Consider the following 13,931-nt stretch of genomic DNA (forward strand, 5'->3'; position numbering starts at 1 on the left):
TCTGAAGCACCTTCGGTATAACCTATCTGAAGTGCAATCTTTCGTGTTCAATTCTATCAAAGTGTTTTGGACTCATTTCTGAAATCAAAGGACAATTTTTACGTATTTCTTCACGATAGAGCATGTCAAAGACATTTTCAATTTCATCAATAGTATTCTGTTCTTGTGTTTTCCATTTACGTTGATAATAACTGTAAAGTGTTTTCAAAAAGAAGGCCTTTGGGGTTAGAACACGATCAACAGGCCATCTATTCTCTGCATGAAATCCAATATGGAAGTGAGCTGCCGGGTGGTACAACTTGCAATGTTGGTTAAGCGATAGATCATAACGAATAACAGGAATATCGCTTGTGAAATCAGCTTCAGACGTAAACTGCTCGTATTCAATATCAGTAATTTCCTCACTTTCAAGTAGTTTCAATATCTCCCTGCGCTCAGATAAATATTCTACAAATTGATAAGGATTTGGATAGTATACCAATCTCACGTCACTGTTTGCTTCAACTTCTGTAAATTGAAAAAAAGATCTATCCTCTAACATTAAATTAAATGACTGGAACGATACGATTGTATCGTAAACTTCCCTGTAAGATACAGCTCTGCGAGACATAAACTTCACTTCTGGAGGAGTAACCAAAGATACACAAGAGCCAGCTTGAAATAAAAGGCCAAACTTCTCTGCTAATGAAATTGTCTCTCTAATGTTTTGGTTAAAGCTCTGGCTCACCATATGAACCTGCTTCTTTAGTGGCTAACCCCAGCTCAAACTGTATTTGCTCCTTTGTATAACCCTGAGCCAACAATTCACCATAAGCTTCTTGAATTTGTATTATTTGCTGTGGTTTTTTATCATGATCTCTCTTTATTTTCTCAGTATCTGGAACCTTAAATTTCAAACTTGGACTATTTTTAAGGCTTTGCTCAATTTCAGAAAAAAAGCCGTCAACTCTACTTCCTATACCACTTACTTTCAACCAAGCCTTAGTTCTCGTAAACGCTGTGAAAATTTTGTTTCTACCACTACGCGTTTGACGCAAAGGAAATAAAGCATCTAAACCGATAGCGAAAACCTCTACAGATTCATTGCCTTTTGCTCTATGCACAGTTGTCAATGTGACCATATCCTCAAGCTTGAATGGTGGTGCTGCTGACGAGGCTGTTAGCAAGTTATTAGATCTGATGCCTTTAAATGAAAGTACTTTTGAAAGCATTGAGAAGTATGATTTAGCATTACGATCGTCCATTGATATAACCATAATATCATGCGGCTTAAGCCCCTGACTTATTGAGCTTTCAATATTGTCACCTATCCACATACATTCTTCATCGATACTTGCCGCTTTATATAGTTTAATTAGTTCATTGGGAGTTTGGTATTCATAAATAGATAATGGACTATTTTGACGATCTCGTGTTATGACAGTTTCAGATCCAACAGTTAAGTCATACCCCTCTTCCAAACGATATCCAACATCATTCCAATGATCTTCGTTTTCAAGTGTTTGAACAGGATAACTGCTATATAATCCAAATCCTAATGCATGTGCGGTAATCAACACTTCTAATGGATTTCTATAGCATTTATATAGGATTAAGTCATTGGTTTGACCAAATCCTAAGTTTTTCCTTAGTTTCTTCAGATCAATTTTTGCTTCATCATTCTCGTCACGACCAAATAATTCCTCAGGAGTTCTCTGATATACATTAAAAATTGATTGGAGCTCGTCATAGCCCCATATAATATTTTTAAATTTTGCCTCTGTGCCTTTTGATAGCTCATAACAAAGCTTAAAAAAACTATTTGGCAAGTCTTGAGCCTCATCAATTAGAATGTAGTCATACTTACTTTGAACTGGGCGCGACAGGACGTGCTTACACACTTCATTAAATGGATCTTGATCATTTAAGGCTTTTGCTTGCTGAAATGGCAAAGGGTTGATAGAGTTCTCTATACAAGCATTATAACAAACTCCATCAATAGATCTCCCTCCCCAAGCATGGTGGACATCTATCATCTCCCAGTTAGGTTCAGACCCAGCGAAGTGACGGTAGAATTTACCAATCATTTCAACAATTAGGCCATACAAACTTTTTGTATAAAATGTAAACAAAATTCTTTTGTTTGGATGTTGCAGATGAATGTGAGCAACCTTCATAGCAAGGACAACAGTCTTTCCGGAACCAGCAAGACCTCTTATTCTTTGCGGGCCATTAATTAGACTTATCGCTATTTTCCTTTGCTCAATGTCAAAATTAGCAATCTCATTTTCTAGCTTTATGAGAATGTTTAGTTTTGATGCTGGATCCTCTGAGATTTTACTTCGCTTAGTTGATTTACTAAGAGCTTTTGCACCTTCAATTATTGACCTAACTTCATTAAAGTGTTCATCAGTGATTGGATCAGTTAGCTCGATCTCGCATAGTTTATCTCTGATGGCTTGAAGCGAACTCAATACTTCGCTTTCACCTTCATAGTCATTACTTTGGCTGTTAAATAGAAAACTTTCTATACTAACCGCGAGCGTATTCTTGTTTATTCGAAGTAATTTACTTTTCTTAACTGCAGCTTCAATGAAATTGTAAACTTGGCTCAGATTTTCGTCATCAAGTTCAATAGAGGCAGAAGCGGTACTCGAAATTAATATAATTCCATGGTTTTTCGATAGAAGTGCAATCTTTGATTTTACAGAGTGGTCTTCATAGTCTTTGAAAACAGGAAAACCGTAATACAGTATTGCTTCTTGTATACGAAGGTCATCTTGGGTAGCTTCTAAGTAGCTAAGAATCTCGTTATCTATACCTTGAGGTTCAATTTCCGTTGCGATTATTTTTTCCAACTCAATATCCGTTCTAATGTAATTATTGCTCTAAAATGAGCATAACATTAACGTAAAAGTATTTGCAATTTTAGGGTAGTCAAGCTGAGGGATCCCCACAAATTGCTCCCCCATATTATCCACACTCTATCAGATCGTCCGGTGTCCAGCACCACTGAGCTATCCACTGCAAAATTTGCTTTAGCCCTTGCTGATAATATCGCCTACTTATATTAAGCTTTTGCTCTTTACAGAGCAGTATCCCAAGGGAACAAAGAGCGAGCACTCGTCTATGCTTAACGGTATTAGCCTGATAACGTCGTTGTAAGCCAGCCTTCTCACCCGCACTGCCAAGCAGGTAATGAAACCAGTTAGCCAGGGCTGCCAAGAGCAGTAAGATCTCCAAGCGTGATTTCTTGCGAGTACCATGTAGATCGCTACCTAACCCGTAACGGTGACTTTTTTGATCCCGGAAGCTTTCTTCTATCTGCATTCGGCAGCTATAGCATTTGGCAATTTTCTCGGCATATCCATGACTTTCTGGTAAAGAGGAAACTAATAGCCAAGGCTCTTTGTATTGCCTGTTTTTATCTCTTTTCAATAACTTGTAACCTTTTCCAACCAAAACAGCTTGTGTTTCATAGCTCTGAGATTGGGTGAGTAAGATGTTGCCGACATGCTTGGGCTTGGCTTTGGCCTTACGATAAAATTGGTTAACAGTGATAAACTCTTCCTGCTCTGCCACTTTCAGCTTCACATTCCCTCTGACTCTGGCGACATAATGCCAGCCGAATTCGCGTACTTGTTTTAACCAAGGCACTTTAAATCCGGCGTCTGTCACGATAATTGGCTTGCAGCCTTCTGGTAACATAGCTTTAAGTTGTTCTAAGAATGCCTGATGCAAACGGGGGCTGGTGTACTCTTCTTCAGCAGCGATTTTTTGCAACAACGTTAATGCTCTGCCGTCCGCAGCAATACTCGCTCGTAAAATAAAGTGACGCTTGGCGGTATCCGCATTACTCCAATCGACTAAAATCGTTGGATGGGAATGGGGGGTTACAACAGAAGCAGTCAACGCGGCATAAATCAATGGTAGCTCTCGTTGCAGATTGGCATTATTGAGTAATCTGTCGGCTCGCTTGATGCTGATTTTGTCTGAGGGCCCTGGCATAGCGCGACCAATTGCTGTAACGGTGCAACGAGCGTCTTTAGCAAGAGCAGTAACCGCATCTAACAAGACAGAAAATCTGGCTTTATGCATGGTTTTTGGGGTGACAAATCGGAGGAAATCAGCGAGCATAGTTTTAACATTCATGGCGAGCATCCGCGGTGTGGGATTTTTGGCGAATGATCAGATCGGGAACCGCCATGAATGTTCCCTAATCACCTAAATTTTTATTATAACTACAAAATTTCTGGGGATACCTCAGGTAGTCAAGATTAATTAGGAGCAGTCAGGCGCATCACGTCTTGTAAATTGGTTGAGCAGGCAGAGGGCTTAGCTATCTTAGAAAAAGTGGCCACCTACTTCGCGAAGAACGACCTTCGGGGTCAGACCTTCGGGGTCAGATACCAAGATGTCTTAAGTAGGGCAGTGGTACGGATCATATATTCCAGAAACCCACAGCAAAATGCTGGAACAGCTGTAAAACCTGACCTTCGGATACCGAGTAACCTTTCGATAGGCATATTGGCTGTTTGTGCCGGAGTTGTTGCTGTAGTGGGGCCTTATTGCAGTTGCTTAACCTGCGCAAAAGTATAAGTAGCGTACAATTTTAAACGCGATACCAGAGAAAATGGTTGGATAATCTACTATCGGCACTATCTTGAGCTCAGTATTAGATGAGTCAATTTATACGCTAAGGCGCTTCCTTAAAAAATCAAATAGCAGCCTTACTCTGGCGGATACTGGCCCACGTTGTGGCCGGTAGAGCGATAATGGCCAGGGCGTAGGTTCGTGGTGTTTAAGCAGCCTGACTAGCGCACCGAGTTTAATTTGCGGGGCCGCCAAAAAGTCGGCTACTTGAGCCAGTCCTAACCCGGCTGTTGCGGCGGCCAGCTCCTGCTCGGCATCGTTTACCAGATAGCGTACTTTGCGTGGTTGGTAGGTTGCGCCGTCTTTAAAAAACCAGATCCAGGGTTTACCCGTGGCGTTATCCAGCATACTCACTTGTTGATGCTGCGCCAAATCGTCTAGTGTCGCGGGCTGACCAAATTGCTTAAGGTAATTAGGGCTGGCAACCAGCCACAGGGCGACTTCTGATAACGGCACAGCGACAAAGCTCTGATCACGTAATAAACCAGCGCGAATACCTAAATCAATTTGTTCATCGACTACCGCACTGTGTTGATCGGATAAGCGCAAATCTAAACCGATATGTGGGTGTAGTTGCGCAAATTCTATTAATAACGGTGCCAGTATACTGCGCATGGCTGCAGGGGCTGCGAGCCTTATTTCGCCGCTAAGTTCATTGGAGGCGGCGCGTGGGCTGAGTAGCTGTTCTAACTGTGCCAGTTGTTGCCGACAGTCTTGATAAAACTGCTGCCCAAATTGCGTCAGCCTGATCTGGCGAGTGTTACGATGAAACAATAACTCACCGGTGAGTTGCTCTAATTGTTGCACGGCACGTGTTACGGCTTGCGGCGATATAGCCAATTTCGTGGCACTGTCTTTAAAGTGCCTGAGTTCTGCCGCGGTGCAAAAGATGCGTAATAGCGCTAATTTATCGCGCATTGATCATTCCTTTATCTGGAATTCTGAAGTGTATATTGTTCCATTTTTATGCGGATAGCACCAGCTTATACTGCATTTCATCCCATTAAATGATGACGAGGAAACAGCGTATGAGTCAGGCAAATGCAGTAGCAGGAAAAGTCGTATTAATTACCGGTGCCAGTAGTGGTTTGGGCGAAAGTACCGCTCGGTTATTGGCCAGCCTCGGTGCCAAACTGGTTGTAGTCGCGCGCCGGGCTGAACGGTTACAGCAATTGGTGGCAGAGATTACCGCCGCAGGTGGGGAAGCGGTGTATCAGGTTACCGATGTCACCAAAGCCAATGATTTGGAGGCAGCAGTAAACCTCGCCGTTAGCACTTACGGCCGGTTAGATGTGATGATCAACAACGCTGGTTTGATGGCAATAGCGCCGATGTCGGCACGCCGGGTGGCTGAATGGGATCAAATGATCGATATCAATATCAAGGGCGTGTTATACGGTATTGCGGCAGCGTTGCCGGTGTTTGAAAAACAAAACAGCGGCCATTTTATTACGATTTCATCGGTAGCTGGGGTGAAGGTGTTTAGTCCGGGTGGTACTGTGTACAGCGGCACTAAATTTGCGGTGCGCGCGATTAACGAGGGCTTGCGTCATGAAGTTGGCGCGGCTATCCGTACTACCACTATTTTACCCGGTGCGGTGGAGTCTGAGTTAAAGCACGGTAGCAAACATGCTGCCAGTGCTGAGTTTGTGCAGGCGTTTTATCAGCAGAATGAAATTCCGGCTGATTCGGTTGCCCGCGCTATCGCTTATGCTATTGAGCAACCCGCGAATGTCGACATTAATGAAATTGTACTACGCCCCACAGTGCAAGAATTCTAAGTAGGAGCAGAGACCTTCTTGGTCAGATACCTAGGTGTTCCCGAAGTGTTCGTGGAGCGGGGTGGGACTTAATTAGCCCCACCCCCTTTTCTTCAGAAAACCGTTAGCTTGCGAGGTAAAGTTTGCCAGAAGTTGTTACCATAGCCACAGGTAACAACTGTATTCAATGCTGGAGCTTGAAGATGGATTTAGACGACGCGCAAGACTGGGCCTGGTGTGACAGCCAGTTTGCGGCCATTGAAACTTACGTAAAAACCCAGCAAATCCCGCATGGTATGATTTGCGACTGGCCGGAATGGTATACCGCAGGGCTCCCGCATGAGTGTTTAATTTTCAAACACTCTGCTGCTGAAACCAGCTTTTAAGACATCTTCCAAATAATCCGTTTTCATCCAGGCACGTTTTTGTTTTGCGGGGATGCTGCCTTTCGATGGCTCTGCTCTTAGCATATTTAAAGACCATTGCCGTAGTATTGACCAGTTTTCCGCCGCGTGATTCTGATAAATCTGGCAAGCATCTTCTTTCATGCTGACATCCAGCACCCAATGTAGGCTATTTTCAACGGCCCAATGAGCTCTAACCGCCTCGGCTAACTGTACTTCGTTCAGCTTGGCTGAACTGATGTAGTAACGATAAGTGAGTTCCGATTTTTTTCCTTTTACTTCCCGGTAACTTAGATTCATTCCAACGGTTTGCAGACCAACCCATTTACTAAAGTTTCCCTTCAGTTCGCTGGCGTCTTTTACATGGTAACTTCTTGCTTCTATTCGGCCTCGGTTCTTTTCTATGACAATCCCATCAAGAGGGCGACTTCGTTGCCCGGCAAATAACGCTTCTACTGCGTTGTATAACGTTCCCTGGTTTGCCTTAAGCGCCAACAGATAATCCCCATTCCCCTCTATCACTTGCTCTGCTATCGCCGTTTGACATCCCATCGCATCTATTGAAACCAGGGCGCCTTCAATATCCAGCAATCGAATCAGCTCTGGGATGGCTGTGATTTCATTCGATTTTTCCACGGTCTTCAGCTGCCCCAACACCACTTTGTTCGCACAAGCAAAGGCGTTCACCATATGGATGGTCGATTTTCTGTCTTCTGGTGCATAAGAGCTACGTAGCGTTTTGCCATCTATGGCAATCACTTCTCCCTGCGTTAGCTTGTGCACCGCTTGCATCCAGTCGATAAAACATTGCCTGAATTGTTCCGGAGCAATTTTGGAAATAATACGCGCTATCGTGTCATCTACCGGGACGCCATCACTTAAAAAACCTTGTTTCTGAAACCACTCGTGATGACCTTTAGCATAATCATGGATCTCCGACCATCCCTCTGCGCCTGCAATCACGCCACATAAGGTCACGAATAAAACATCAGATAAAGGATAGGTAACTTTTGCAGACTGACGGTTGTCGATGATGGTGTCAAAGTGTGTAGTAAAGAGTTCAAGGTACATGGCATGCTCCCAAAAAAGGAGTATATGATCACAACTAGATCAGATCGTCAAACTGATCGTTTATTGTTTAAAAAACGTTCGCGATCTCGCCCTGTGGTATACCGCGCCTTATGTTGGGTTATGGGCAGTAGAAAACCCAGAGGATCCGGGGTTTGTTGGACACTGGATCCTGGCTGGCGATAGCACCGGCGCACAGCCCCAACCTGTGCCGTTTGACCATCTTAGCGCCACCGATTTACCCGAACCCTGTGATGCGATGGCCGCCTTTGCGCGTAAATGGACCACGCTTGCCGCAGCCGCCAATAAAGGTATAGCCTGGCAAGGCAGCCCGGAGCTTAGCGGCGATTTGGCCGCCAAGGCAAAACAACTTAGTCGTCAGGCGCAGTTGTTGGCGCTGTGGGCGGCTGATGATGAATTGTGGGATGTGGATTAACCTGACCTGTGACCGGCAGATACCGAAGCGCTGTATCGAGGATCCTATTTTGGCTATTCAAACAAATGCTGTGTGGCTGCCATTTGCTGGTGCAGTATGCGAAGGACGTGCAGCGGCCAGCCGCGAAAGTTTATATATTGTGCTTTTGTTTTACCTGGGCGGCGATCTGGCTAAGTGTTAAATCACTTGCTCCGCTTTGTTCGCCGGCCAAAACAGCCTGCCGTAGCGCGACCATTTGTTTTTCCTGACGCTCTAGTAACCTTAGCGCAGAGCGAACTACCTCGCTGGTGGAACCGTAACGACCTGTGGCAATCAATTCGCTAATAAAGTCGTCCAGTTGCGCGCCAATAGTCACACTGGTTGTTCTGGCCATTAGTAGCTCCTGTATGATTAATTAACACAAATTGTAGCATTCAGGCTTGCGCAGGCAAATTTATCAGCAGATCCTTGGGGTCAGATACCGAGGAGTCTGATTCAGTGTTTGCTGAACTCAATATACCAGCCACTGAGCAATGGCTTGGTAAAATGGATGTATGGCTCAGCGTTAGGCCCGTTGTAGAGTTCTGGCCGGTATTCTGCAAGTGTTGCGGGTTGGTAACTATAACCTAAGTTGGCACCATTTCCGCCAAAAGCGGTAGACCACTGCTCTATATATAATGAACATTCTGCTTCGCCCATTTGTTGAATAACGATATGGTCGCTGCCAATCTGTGATAGCAGTTGATCCATTCGGTTAAATTGGCTTAGCAAGGTCTCATCCACCTGTTGAGTACTGTCAATCTTATATAGCATCCATTTGAGGTTGAGCGCTTTTTTTAAAGTGCAGGCTGTTTCTGACAGGGCTTCAAAAATTGCTTGTTGCTGATAAAAACCTCGTTCCAGGTCTTCAAGCTCTGGGCGTTTAGCGCAAGCGGCAAGCACCATCAGGGTTAAGAAACTAATAAGAAAATAGCACTGACGGTTTAAATTCATATGGTTCTCCGCAGAAAAAGCTGGCGCTGTGGGCGGCTGATGATGAGTTGTGGGATTTGGATTAGTGTTAAATCGCTAATCTCCCACACCAGAATTACGATCACTATGCTGCAAGCGGTCAATCACTATTACTACCGCCAAGAGTTGCGCCGTCCACTCCGGTTTTAGGATCTGCACCGCATAGGTATCAGACCAGCTAAACCATTTTTTTGAAATACTGGCAATCAGCTGGCCCTGTTGGCGGATTTCGTATTCGTGTTGCCAGAAATTGCCGGTCATCTCTAATTGCCCGTACGGTGTTTCCACCACAAAGCGGCTTTTTAACAACGCCCAGAACCGCTTGCGCACCAGCCATTCGCTACCATCGTTATTAACAATCCGGCAGGCGGGTAACAGCGTCAGGTATTTGCGGCGGATCTTAAGTAGTGGCTGGGCGCTGGCATTAAACAGCGTTTGGCTGCTGCTAAAGCTAAAGACTTTACCTTTTACCAGATAGGCCGCACGGCCGCGCTCATCTTCAATGCTAAAGCTATCGCTTAGACTAAGCAGTTTTTGTTTAATCAGATATTTCATAGCGGTTGTCCTTGCCTTAGCTCGCTGGGGCCTTGCTCACCATTTTGCTGAAAGTATGTTAACTTATACATAAACCTGATGCGTGATTTTTAAGGTGTTTTTATGCAGCAAGCCGCTGTGCTTAATCGTTTAGTATCGCTGGCAGCCGCCAATCCTCAGATAGCGGCATTGTGGCTATACGGCTCGCGTGCGCGGGGCACTGCTGGTGACGCCAGTGACTACGATTTGGCGGTACTGTTTGCTGACTATCAAAACGATCCGGTTGAGCGTCGTTTGGCGCCGGAGTTACTGGCGTTGGATTGGCAAAGCGAGCTACCGGATATTCAATTATCTGTGCTTGATGTGCAGCAAGTGCCACTACCACTGGCTTTTACTGTAGTAAGCGACAATACCTTACTGTATTGCCGCGATGATTTTGCCCGGCTGGAGTTTGAACGCCGCACGCTGTCAAAGTGGGAAATTGATTATCTTTACCATAAGAGGCACTTTGGTTAAGTGCGCTGGTGCACGATTATCTAAATTTTAGCGTCGATGTATTGCAGCGGGTATTAGTGCAGCGGCAATTTTTACAGGTCTTTCAGTTTATTCAGCTCGCCAGTGCATCGTTACGATAACGGCTAACGCTGCGTAGGTTCTGCATTCTTAACCTGCCAATTGCCCCATACCGGGTTACCCTCTACCTTAAGCCCCAGCGCTCTTAACCAGTCGGCGGCCTGATGATTGGAGTTATAGTGCATGGTATAGGGCTTATCGCTGGGGATAAAACTAAGATGGCGCTCTGTGCTATAAAAAGGCGCGGTCTGACTATGTTGAAATTGTTGCTCCAGTGTTTCGATCAGGGCATCGACTTTGGCGGCTTCAAGCTGAAATTGCCAGCGCTGGCTAATACCAACGCCGATTTGTGCTTCGAGGTTTTCTCCGGTGCTGGCCGGGGCGATCTGTTGCCGGCCCAGTGCGCCTTTACTGTCCAGAAATAACGCCCGGCTGCCGCTGGCCAGGCTTTGCTCGTTCGCAACATACCAGGCCCAGTCACCAAAGGAATAACGCAGCCGGCTTTGATCGGCGGCGGTTAGCAGAATAGAGCTGTGGCGACCATGCAGCAGTAACTGCACTTCACGCGGCTCTGCCACCTGTGCCGGCAAGCTAATGGTGGCGCTGCAGCCGCTTACTAGCAGCAAGGGTAAGCAAATTAACAGTATCAACACTCTTGGTATCAAAACTTTCTGCATCAATGCTCTCCCCATAACTATTTTGTGCATAACCATTTTATGCATAACTACTTTGCGCATAACTATTTTGCACTTTGCTGGCCGCACCCTGGCTCCTTAGTCTTTAACTATAACGGCGACGATTTTTCTGGCCGTGGCTGACCGCGCTATGTCAGAGCGGCCTTTACATCATAATAGCGACTTTTGGCGCAGGCAGCGCGGATCTGCATCCGCTTAGATCGCGGCTTAAGGCGCTTGCGATTATTGCGCTAGGAATGAATATATACTTCATATATAATTCGTATATTGCGAGATGCAGGAGTCAGGAACTTGGGTATTGTAAAAATTGCTGATGAGCTACACGAAGAAATCCGTAAAGCCAGTGGCGCTATGTCGCGCTCGATTAATGCGCAGGCGGAGTTTTGGCTAAAAATGGGCATGCTGGCTGAGCTGCATCCGACCCTTAATTATCAGCAATTGGTGGTGATGTTGTTACAGCAGGCTGATGTGAAATGGGCGGGGGGCCTGGATGAGCGGCGTTCAGCTTAAAACGGCAGCCGAGCTGGCATTACAGCGCGAGGCTGGCCGGTTGTTGACCCAGGTGTTTGCGATGCTGGATACGGCGATCACGGCCGGAATTTCAACCCTGGAAATTAATGAACTGGCTGAGCGCTATATCGTCGACGAGTTACAAGCCCGCCCCGCCAGCAAAGGCCAGTATGGCTTTGCCTATGTGCTAAATACCTCGGTGAATGAGGTGGTGTGCCACGGCGTGCCGTCGGCCAGTCAACGCTTAAAAAACGGCGATATTATCAACGTCGATATTACGCTGGAAAAACATGGCTTTATTGCCGATTCCAGCAAGATGTATCTGATTGGCGAGGTGACACCGGCAGCCCGGCAGTTGGTGGCCGACTGTTATCAGGCGTTGTGGCTGGGTATTAAAGCGGTTAAGCCCGGTGCCCGGCTGGGCGATATTGGTTTTGCCATTGAGCAGTTTGCCTTAAGCCGCGGCTACAGCGTGGTGCGGGAATACTGTGGGCATGGCATTGGCCGTGAGATGCACGAAGCGCCGCAGGTGCTGCATTATGGTGCCGCCGGTAGCGGTATGCTGTTAAAGCCCGGCATGGTATTTACGATTGAGCCGATGCTTAATCAGGGCAGCGCCAAGGTGAAAACCAAAAAAGATGGCTGGACTGTGGTCACCCGCGATAAGAAATTATCGGCACAGTGGGAGCATACCGTGGCGGTAACAGAAAACGGGGTAGAGGTATTAACGCTGCGCCCGGAGGAACTGGCGCAGCAGTTAGCAACGGCTGGTTAGCGGTAAAAGGCTTCTACTGTGCCTTTTACGGTCAGTAATAATGGCTGGCCACGGCGATCCAGTGCCTTGGCGGAGGCGACCTTTACCCAGCCTTCGCTGATGCAATATTCTTCTACGTCAAAACGCTCTTTGCCGTTGAGCTTAATGCCTACTTCATGCTCAAAAATTGCCGCATCATAGAATTTGCTGCGTGGATTTACTGATAAACGGTCCGGTAAGGTCGGGCGGGTGCTGCTGTCGGTCATCTTGATTCTGCCATTAAAATTGCGATGCGGCATTGTAGGCAATGCCGGCAGCGCACTCAAGCCTATTTATCAGCCCGGATAAGCGCACTGGTGCCGGTAAAACGCCCGGGGGTTATGCGGTATAGCGCCGTCTTGGGCGCAGCCGCTGCCAGAGTAGTACCAGGCCGGTGAGGGTAAATAGCAAAGCTGCGGCCGCGCTGCTAATTAACAGCGGGTTATTAAAGTTACTGCGGTCGCGGTAATCCATAATATGCAGCATCCAGAAAAAGTCGAAGATGCGCCAGCCCTGGGTTCTGACCCGCTGCACTACGCCGGTTGCCGGATCCAGGTAAAAGGTGGTGTGGTCGGCATCGCTAAACTGTACCTGCCACAGCGGTGGTGTCAGATTTTTCACTTCTGCTGGCAGCTGCGATAGCAAATGGCTTTGTTGTAACTGGCCAGCGCCAAGATATTGGGCGGCTGCCAATTGCCGGATCTGCGGCTCGGTTAATGGTTCCAGCATGGCACCTGTGGCCGCGTGATAGCGATATAACTGTCCCTGATCTGCCACCAGATAGACGGGTATAGCGGCGAGTTGCTGCTCCTGCAGTATAAGTCGTTGGCTCAGCGTCAGGCCGGCACCGGCCTGATGTTTCGCCAACACAGCGGCGGGAGCCAGTGCAGCGCTTTGCCAGTCGCTGGCCAGGGTTTGGCGCAGATGTTCACCCCGCACCTGTTCAATCGGCATAATGGCCATCATCAGGCCGCTTAAAAACCAGCAGATAATCTGAATGACCAGGATTAGGCCCAGCCAGTTATGTAGCCAACGGCAAAGTTTAAGCATGCGGCATCCTGCGGCGCGAAAGAGGGCCTAGGGCGTTAAAATGTCTAGCGGCGCGGCATTTCGGCCAGCGGCAGCTCAAAGTCCTGGCTGCTGCCATCGGCGAAGTACAGCGAAACCCGGACGCTGTCGCCCAGGCGCAGCTCGACCTGAGGTTCGAATAGCATCAGATGCAAACCACCGGGTTGAAACACCAGGGTAGCACCGGGCTCGAGACTAATCGACTCGACTTCCACCATCCGCATCACGTCGTCCTGGCGGATATGTTGGTGCAATTCCACCCGGGCAAAGGCCGGGCTGCTGGCCTTAACCAGCTCCACTTCATGGCTGGCACTGTTTTCTGCGGTAAAGTAACCGGCGGTGACGGTTCTGCCCGGCATCGGCAGCCGTACTTCGCCCTGTTTTAATACTAAGGGTGCGGCGGCAACAAGGGGTGACGTGAAACCAAGCAGCAAGATCAAAGCGGGCAGAAAACGCATAACAGGTCCT

18 protein-coding genes are annotated in these 13,931 nt (G+C 47.0%); 6 read left to right on the forward strand and 12 right to left on the reverse strand.

Translation table 11 applies throughout. The features are described 5' to 3' along the window. Nucleotides 1–22 precede the first annotated feature (22 nt). The 4 genes from AJE_RS11340 to AJE_RS11355 all read right to left on the reverse strand — a co-directional run bounded on the left by AJE_RS11340 (nucleotide 23) and on the right by AJE_RS11355 (nucleotide 5,550). Entirely contained in the window at nucleotides 23–730 is a 708-nt protein-coding gene (locus AJE_RS11340) for a DUF2290 domain-containing protein (RefSeq protein WP_008950968.1), read from the reverse strand. Beyond that, nucleotides 711–2,837 carry a DEAD/DEAH box helicase gene (locus AJE_RS11345; protein WP_008950969.1) on the reverse strand — a complete coding sequence of 709 codons (2,127 nt, stop codon included), beginning with the start codon at nucleotides 2,835–2,837 and terminating at the stop codon, nucleotides 711–713. Before AJE_RS11345 ends, AJE_RS11340 begins: the two co-directional genes overlap by 20 nt. Before the next feature lie 115 nt (nucleotides 2,838–2,952). Further along, nucleotides 2,953–4,140, reverse strand: a complete 1,188-nt coding sequence (locus AJE_RS11350; protein ID WP_083216315.1) for an IS4 family transposase — start codon at nucleotides 4,138–4,140, stop codon at nucleotides 2,953–2,955. Nucleotides 4,141–4,668: 528 nt separating this feature from the next. Then, a complete protein-coding gene (locus AJE_RS11355) occupies nucleotides 4,669–5,550 on the reverse strand; it encodes a LysR family transcriptional regulator (RefSeq protein WP_008950970.1) in 882 nt (293 codons plus the stop codon). Between the two features lie 110 nt (nucleotides 5,551–5,660). On the opposite strand from AJE_RS11355, the gene AJE_RS11360 reads away from it, so the two are divergent. Next, complete coding sequence (locus AJE_RS11360) at nucleotides 5,661–6,413, forward strand: SDR family oxidoreductase (RefSeq protein WP_008950971.1); 753 nt, start codon at nucleotides 5,661–5,663, stop codon at nucleotides 6,411–6,413. Between the two features lie 182 nt (nucleotides 6,414–6,595). Beyond that, nucleotides 6,596–6,778, forward strand: a complete 183-nt coding sequence (locus AJE_RS11365; RefSeq protein ID WP_008950972.1) for a DUF4826 family protein — start codon at nucleotides 6,596–6,598, stop codon at nucleotides 6,776–6,778. Here the strand turns inward: AJE_RS11365 and AJE_RS11370 are convergent. Continuing rightward, nucleotides 6,740–7,867: an ISAs1 family transposase gene (locus AJE_RS11370; protein ID WP_008608682.1), complete on the reverse strand. Its 1,128-nt coding sequence runs from the start codon at nucleotides 7,865–7,867 to the stop codon at nucleotides 6,740–6,742. The two genes, AJE_RS11365 and AJE_RS11370, sit on opposite strands and share 39 nt — an antisense overlap. A gap of 91 nt (nucleotides 7,868–7,958) precedes the next feature. Here AJE_RS11370 and AJE_RS11375 point away from each other — a divergent pair, with 91 nt between their 5' ends. Further along, nucleotides 7,959–8,300, forward strand: coding sequence for a DUF4826 family protein (locus AJE_RS11375; protein ID WP_237709351.1), 342 nt, complete (start codon nucleotides 7,959–7,961; stop codon nucleotides 8,298–8,300). A 130-nt stretch (nucleotides 8,301–8,430) separates the two neighbouring features. Here AJE_RS11375 and AJE_RS11380 read toward each other — a convergent pair whose 3' ends face one another. From AJE_RS11380 to AJE_RS11390, 3 genes are all read right to left on the reverse strand, one after another. Then, nucleotides 8,431–8,673 (reverse strand): type II toxin-antitoxin system ParD family antitoxin, encoded by a 243-nt coding sequence (locus tag AJE_RS11380; RefSeq protein ID WP_008950974.1) that lies wholly within the window; start codon nucleotides 8,671–8,673, stop codon nucleotides 8,431–8,433. Between the two features lie 101 nt (nucleotides 8,674–8,774). Beyond that, entirely contained in the window at nucleotides 8,775–9,272 is a 498-nt protein-coding gene (locus AJE_RS11385; RefSeq protein WP_008950975.1) for a hypothetical protein, read from the reverse strand. 75 nt (nucleotides 9,273–9,347) lie between these two features. Continuing rightward, nucleotides 9,348–9,845 (reverse strand): LURP-one-related/scramblase family protein, encoded by a 498-nt coding sequence (locus AJE_RS11390; RefSeq protein ID WP_008950976.1) that lies wholly within the window; start codon nucleotides 9,843–9,845, stop codon nucleotides 9,348–9,350. Nucleotides 9,846–9,947: 102 nt separating this feature from the next. On the opposite strand from AJE_RS11390, the gene mntA reads away from it, so the two are divergent. Beyond that, nucleotides 9,948–10,340, forward strand: a complete 393-nt coding sequence (mntA, locus tag AJE_RS11395; RefSeq protein WP_008950977.1) for a type VII toxin-antitoxin system MntA family adenylyltransferase antitoxin — start codon at nucleotides 9,948–9,950, stop codon at nucleotides 10,338–10,340. 122 nt (nucleotides 10,341–10,462) lie between these two features. Here the strand turns inward: mntA and AJE_RS11400 are convergent, their stop codons facing one another. Continuing rightward, a complete protein-coding gene (locus tag AJE_RS11400) occupies nucleotides 10,463–11,074 on the reverse strand; it encodes a DUF2459 domain-containing protein (RefSeq protein ID WP_008950978.1) in 612 nt (203 codons plus the stop codon). A gap of 309 nt (nucleotides 11,075–11,383) precedes the next feature. On the opposite strand from AJE_RS11400, the gene AJE_RS11405 reads away from it, so the two are divergent. Together AJE_RS11405 and map are read left to right on the forward strand one after the other, a co-directional pair. Beyond that, a complete protein-coding gene (locus tag AJE_RS11405) occupies nucleotides 11,384–11,602 on the forward strand; it encodes a ParD-like family protein (RefSeq protein ID WP_008609322.1) in 219 nt (72 codons plus the stop codon). Then, nucleotides 11,583–12,377, forward strand: coding sequence for a type I methionyl aminopeptidase (gene map / locus AJE_RS11410; RefSeq protein WP_008950979.1), 795 nt, complete (start codon nucleotides 11,583–11,585; stop codon nucleotides 12,375–12,377). The genes AJE_RS11405 and map overlap by 20 nt, the downstream gene beginning before the upstream one ends. Here the strand turns inward: map and AJE_RS11415 are convergent. The 3 genes from AJE_RS11415 to AJE_RS11425 all read right to left on the reverse strand — a co-directional run bounded on the left by AJE_RS11415 (nucleotide 12,374) and on the right by AJE_RS11425 (nucleotide 13,921). Next, complete coding sequence (locus AJE_RS11415) at nucleotides 12,374–12,622, reverse strand: DUF3297 family protein (protein ID WP_008950980.1); 249 nt, start codon at nucleotides 12,620–12,622, stop codon at nucleotides 12,374–12,376. The genes map and AJE_RS11415 overlap by 4 nt on opposite strands. Before the next feature lie 112 nt (nucleotides 12,623–12,734). Beyond that, complete coding sequence (locus tag AJE_RS11420) at nucleotides 12,735–13,445, reverse strand: PepSY domain-containing protein (RefSeq protein ID WP_008950981.1); 711 nt, start codon at nucleotides 13,443–13,445, stop codon at nucleotides 12,735–12,737. A gap of 44 nt (nucleotides 13,446–13,489) precedes the next feature. After that, the gene (locus AJE_RS11425; protein WP_008950982.1) at nucleotides 13,490–13,921 is read right to left on the reverse strand and encodes a copper chaperone PCu(A)C; all 432 of its coding nucleotides are present in this window, start codon (nucleotides 13,919–13,921) and stop codon (nucleotides 13,490–13,492) included. Nucleotides 13,922–13,931: the final 10 nt, after the last annotated feature.

This window comes from Alishewanella jeotgali KCTC 22429, from assembly GCF_000245735.1.
Lineage (GTDB): Bacteria > Pseudomonadota > Gammaproteobacteria > Enterobacterales > Alteromonadaceae > Alishewanella > Alishewanella jeotgali.

Coding starts and splice junctions, on each gene's coding strand:
- AJE_RS11365 (WP_008950972.1), top strand. CDS start 6,596: ATGGATTTAGACGACGCGCAAGACTGGGCCTGGTGTGACAGCCAGTTT.
- AJE_RS11385 (WP_008950975.1), bottom strand. CDS start 9,272: ATGAATTTAAACCGTCAGTGCTATTTTCTTATTAGTTTCTTAACCCTG.
- AJE_RS11425 (WP_008950982.1), bottom strand. CDS start 13,921: ATGCGTTTTCTGCCCGCTTTGATCTTGCTGCTTGGTTTCACGTCACCC.
- AJE_RS11355 (WP_008950970.1), bottom strand. CDS start 5,550: ATGCGCGATAAATTAGCGCTATTACGCATCTTTTGCACCGCGGCAGAA.
- AJE_RS11370 (WP_008608682.1), bottom strand. CDS start 7,867: ATGTACCTTGAACTCTTTACTACACACTTTGACACCATCATCGACAAC.
- mntA (WP_008950977.1), top strand. CDS start 9,948: ATGCAGCAAGCCGCTGTGCTTAATCGTTTAGTATCGCTGGCAGCCGCC.
- AJE_RS11390 (WP_008950976.1), bottom strand. CDS start 9,845: ATGAAATATCTGATTAAACAAAAACTGCTTAGTCTAAGCGATAGCTTT.
- AJE_RS11350 (WP_083216315.1), bottom strand. CDS start 4,140: ATGCTCGCCATGAATGTTAAAACTATGCTCGCTGATTTCCTCCGATTT.
- AJE_RS11360 (WP_008950971.1), top strand. CDS start 5,661: ATGAGTCAGGCAAATGCAGTAGCAGGAAAAGTCGTATTAATTACCGGT.
- AJE_RS11340 (WP_008950968.1), bottom strand. CDS start 730: ATGGTGAGCCAGAGCTTTAACCAAAACATTAGAGAGACAATTTCATTA.
- AJE_RS11400 (WP_008950978.1), bottom strand. CDS start 11,074: ATGCAGAAAGTTTTGATACCAAGAGTGTTGATACTGTTAATTTGCTTA.
- AJE_RS11380 (WP_008950974.1), bottom strand. CDS start 8,673: ATGGCCAGAACAACCAGTGTGACTATTGGCGCGCAACTGGACGACTTT.
- map (WP_008950979.1), top strand. CDS start 11,583: ATGAGCGGCGTTCAGCTTAAAACGGCAGCCGAGCTGGCATTACAGCGC.
- AJE_RS11420 (WP_008950981.1), bottom strand. CDS start 13,445: ATGCTTAAACTTTGCCGTTGGCTACATAACTGGCTGGGCCTAATCCTG.
- AJE_RS11415 (WP_008950980.1), bottom strand. CDS start 12,622: ATGACCGACAGCAGCACCCGCCCGACCTTACCGGACCGTTTATCAGTA.